We start from the raw sequence: 4977 nt of genomic DNA on the forward strand, positions 1-4977 counted from the left end.
ATGCCGATTATAATGGTTCGCTCATGATTGCTATTTCTGGGGGCGCTGCAAGCCGTCCTGAACGCCTGAGCTGTGAGTTACCTAGCGTAGCGGCAGCTTAGGGCGAAAGCCCCGTCTCTTTAGAGCGGGGTGAGCTTACACCGGCACTCACCGACCCACAACAGAATAATTGATAGTTGCCTGACCGAAGCGAATCGCGATCGACTCTCCCTCTGCCATACCGCCCGGGACTTTGGGCGGATATATTGGTATTGGAACGACTCATGATTGATGGGGGCGGAACTCTGAATTTTGAATCGGATCGTGAGTGGCGAGGATCGGCGTGAGGATTCTCTATGCAAGAAGACATGCCAAAGAACTATCTATGGGCGCTCGGAAGTGGCCTTGACGATCTCCCACCCGGGACTATAATTGCGGATCGTTACTTGTACAAGGGGGGGCGGATACTGATCGACACCCGACCCGAACTGTTGCCCGAACTCCCCGGAAATGACGTCACGGCCGAGCCGATCGCCTGCTATCTGAAGCTGTTCGCCCACCGGCTGCACGTCCCCCAGGTCTACGGATGGATCTCGCCGCCCGCCGCGCGGGTGGAGCGGGGGATCTGGCTGCTCGAAAAAGGGCCCGTCGATCGCAAAACGGGGAAGCTCAGGCCCAGATTGACCGACGTCTGGGGCGAAGCGCCGGCCATGCGCCAGTTGAACTGGCTGTGGCAAATTGCCAAACTGTGGTACGCCTCGAATCGCGAAGGGGTGGCGTCGAGTTGGCTGGACCCGGACTTGGTGCGGGTCGAGGGGCCGCTGGTGCGGCTGTTGGAATTGCAGCAGCAGCCGAAAGGGCCGTCGCTGGAGCAACTCGGCGGACTGTGGCAGACGTGGATTCCCCGGGCCGACCGCCGCATCCAGTCGTTTTTGGACCAGCTCACCCGGCAGATGATCGGCGGGGAGCTGCGGAAGTCGGAGCGGTTAGTCGATCAACTTGATCGCGCCCTGGTGATTTGCGGGCGGTCTTTGGAGCGCCGGGTGGACATCGTGACGGTGACGGATGCGGGGCCGACCCGCTCCCACAACGAGGACGCCTGCTACCCGGAGGGCGATACCAGCTCCGGCATCGACGGCGAACTGCCCGCCCTGGCGATCGTCTGCGACGGCATCGGCGGCCAGGAAGGGGGGGAAGTCGCCTCCGGCCTGGCGATCGAGATCGTGCGGGAACAGGTGGAAAAGATGCCGCTCCACCCCGCCAACTGGGACCCCCTGTCCGTGACCCCGAGGTTGAAGCGGGCGATCAGCATCGCCAACGACGCCATCAGCGATCGCAACGACTCTGAAGACCGCCAGGGGCGCCAGCGCATGGGAACCACCCTGGTGATGGCCCTGGCCCACGTCCACGAAATCTACCTGACCCACATCGGGGACTCCCGGGCCTACTGGATCACCCGCGAGGGCTGCCACCAAGTCACCCTCGATGACGACGTGGCCTCCCGGGAAGTGCGGCTGGGCTACACGATTTACCGGGAAGCCCTGCAACAGGTGGCGTCCGGGGCGCTGATCCAGGCGATGGGGATCACCCACTCGATGAACTTGCACCCCACCATCCAACGATTTCCCATCGACGAAGACTGCATTTTCCTGTTGTGTTCCGACGGGTTGAGCGATCGCGATCGGGTGGAACAATATTGGGAGACGGAAATTCTGCCCGTCCTGCAGGGAACGACCGACATCACCGCGGCCCGCGATCGCCTCGTGCAGGTCGCCAACACCCAAAACGGCCACGACAACGTCACCATCGCCCTGCTGCACTTCCGACTCACCCCCAAAGGCGACGGCGAAAAAGAGCCGGAAATTTCCGTCCCCCCGGTGGCCGGCCTCCCGGACGACACCCTCGGCGATTCCTCCTCCGACATCACCGCATCCGACGAGTCGGCGATGGAAACGGAACTGATCGTGGTTGACAAAGATAAAACCCGCCAAATTTGGTGGCTGTCCCTGGGAATTCTGCTGCTGATCGCGATCGCCGGCGTCTCTGTATGGATCGTGCTGCGGGGACTCTTCTCTCCCGAAGCGCAGCCCACCTCCTCGACAGAACCCTCCCCCGTTTCCCCCGACCCGCCGCCGATACCAGCTTCTCCCCAACCCGCCATCATCCCCTACCAACCGCAGCCGTTGCAAATCAAAGCGATCGTGCAGTTGGGGCCAGCGAATGCTCCCAACGGAACTCCCTCGGAGCGACCCATCCGCCTGTTAGAAGAATTTGGCAAACCTTATATTAAAGGACAAGTTCCCAACAACAGCGTCTTTCAAATTTTGGAGCGGCAGACCACCCCCGACGCCGGAACCTGGATGGAGTTAAAAATCTGCTCGGTCCCCCCCGACTCCGACGAAACGGCCACCGAACCTCCCAATTTCGAGGACGACCCCAATGGGTGGGAGGCGGAGGAGGACATCTCACCGGGCGGCGGCGAATGGGACGAGCCGGAAACTGCTCCGACCCGGGAAATTCTCACCCTCAGACCCGGAGATCTCGGATGGATGACGGAGGATGATGTCTATACCCGACTGATCCGGAATTCCGACATCCCCCCCGAGGGCCTGGGAAGTTGTCAGCCCCCCGAACAATGAACCGCGACCCCCGCCCTTCGTCCACCCTCACCAGATGAACCCCCAATGGCGACCGAACATCACCTCATTTTCGATTTGGTCACGGCCCTCGGCGCGGCCGCCGTGGGGGGATTCGTCGCCAACCGCCTCCGCCAACCGGTTTTGCTCGGATACCTGGTCAGCGGCCTGCTGGTGGGTCCCTACGGGTTCAAACTGATCGGGAACACCGCCGAGATCAACGCGATGGCCGAAATCGGCGTGGCGTTTTTGCTGTTCGCCCTGGGGGTGGAATTTTCCCTGGCGGAACTGCGGCGGTTTCAGGACATCGCCATCCGGGGCAGTTTGTTGCAGATCGGCCTGACGATCGCCGTCACGGCGGGAATCTCCCTGCTGGTGGGGGGGGGTCTAGGGGGGGCGCAAGGGATCTACCTGGGAGCCCTGCTGTCCCTGTCCTCGACGGCCGTGGTCCTCAAAACCCTGACCGAACGGGGGGAAATCAACACCCCCCACGCCCAGGTGATGCTGGCGATCCTGATCGCCCAGGATTTGGCCCTGGGGCTGATGCTGGCGATTTTGCCGGCTTTGAAAGAACCCGGTTCCGCGATCGCGATGGCCCTGTTTTGGGCTTTCCTGAAAGGGATATTATTTTTGCTCGGGGCGTTCCTGGCGGGAATTTGGGCGATCCCGCCCCTGATCCGCACCGTCGCGGCCACGGAGAGCTCCGAATTATTTTTATTGACGGTGATCGCCCTGTGTCTCGGGGTCGCCCTCCTCACCAACGCCCTGGGGCTCTCCATCGAAATGGGGGCGTTCATCGCCGGGTTGATGATCGCCGAGATCGACTACGCCGACCAAGCCCTGGCGAAAGTTTTGCCGCTGCGGGACACCTTCGCCAGCCTGTTTTTCGCCTCCATCGGAATGCTGATCGACCCCCAGATTTTGCTCGACAACCTGGGCCTGATTTTGGGGTTGGTAATTTTGGTGATGGTTTGTAAGGCGGGGATCATTTTTCCCATCGTGTTGAAATTTGGATACTCCTTCAAAACCGCCACGATCGCGGCCCTGGGGTTGAACCAAATCGGAGAATTTTCCTTCGTTTTGGCCCAAGAAGGTTTGGAATTGGGATTGCTGAGTGAAAAAAAATACCTGCTGATTTTGGGGACCACGGCGATCACCTTGGTGCTGACCCCCGTGTTTTTGCAGTGGTCGCCCCGACTCGCCGATCACCTGATGGGGGTGCCCCTGTTGGAAAAGTATCTGAAACGGTTCCAAAATGCCAAAGAAATCGCTATGCCAGACCGGATGAAAGATCACGTTGTGGTTGCCGGTTACGGGCGGGTGGGCCAGGTGGTGGTCAAGATGCTGCAAAATCAGGGGCGATCGGTTTTGGTGATCGACAACAGCTCGGCGGCGATCCAGCGGCTGCGGGCCCTGGGAATCCCCTATGTATTGGGAGATGCGGACTCGGAGTTGGTGCTCGAAAAAGCCCACCTGGAACGGGCGCTGTCCCTGGCCATCGCCCTCCCGGACCCGGCCAGCACCCGCCTGCTCCTCAAACGGGCCCTGGCCCTGGCGCCCGAGTTGGACGTGGTGGTGCGCGCCCACGACAACAGCGAAATCGAGGTACTCAACCAGTTGGGGGCCTGGGAGGTGGTCCAGCCGGAATTCGAGGCGGCCCTGGAGATGGGGGCGCACCTGCTCTCGACCCTGGGAGACACCCAGATGACCATCCAATCGGTGATCCGGGCGATCCGGGGCGATCGCTACCGGAGCGTGTTGCCGGAACGGGTGACGAGCGTGGAACTCAAATCCCTGTTGGGGGCGACGGAGGGTTTGTCGAGCGAGTGGGTGACGGTGAAGCGGGAATCTCCCCTGGCCGGACAGACCCTGGCGTCGGCCAACATCCGCAATTTGACCGGGGTGACGGTGATGGCGATCGACCGCCAGAGCCACGTGTTCCGCTATCCCACGGGCGACACGAGGCTTCAGGAAGGGGATCGGCTGTTGGTGGTGGGGTCGCGGGAAGAATTGTTGTTATTCCAGACCTTGATGCTGGACCCCCTGACCCTAACGCTCCATCAAATGAGCTGGGTCAATTTGGAGCCGGAATCTCCCCTGGTCGGATATCGGTTGAAACCGGAAGATTTTGATACGGCCTGGAATGGCATTATCGCGATCCGACGCCAGGGAAAATTGCACCGGCCGACCCCAAAAAATTGGAAGTTGAAATCGGGGGATTTGCTATTGCTGCAGGGGGATCTGGCGACTTTGGAAGCCCGGGTGGATACTGCGGACGAGAGCGAAAAGTAACCAATCCCCGCGAAGACAGCGACGGGGCTTTCTAGCCCTAACCTGTTACTCTGTCTCGCAGAGAGCAAGA

At 60.9% G+C, this 4977-nt stretch carries 2 protein-coding genes; both read left to right on the plus strand.

Translation table 11 applies throughout. The features are described 5' to 3' along the window. The first annotated feature begins 470 nt into the window (after positions 1-470). On the plus strand, positions 471-2618 hold the full coding sequence (locus AC0QHF_RS00575) for a PP2C family protein-serine/threonine phosphatase (RefSeq protein ID WP_324702243.1): 2148 nt from the start codon (positions 471-473) through the stop codon (positions 2616-2618). A 45-nt stretch (positions 2619-2663) separates the two neighbouring features. Continuing rightward, positions 2664-4907: a monovalent cation:proton antiporter family protein gene (locus AC0QHF_RS00580; RefSeq protein ID WP_324702244.1), complete on the plus strand. Its 2244-nt coding sequence runs from the start codon at positions 2664-2666 to the stop codon at positions 4905-4907. Positions 4908-4977 lie beyond the last annotated feature (70 nt).

It is taken from the genome of Lyngbya sp. CCY1209, assembly GCF_055795065.1.

What these genes read in the sequence shown, in the direction of transcription:
- AC0QHF_RS00580 (WP_324702244.1), top strand. Translation starts at nt 2,664, where the DNA reads ATGGCGACCGAACATCACCTCATTTTCGATTTGGTCACGGCCCTCGGC.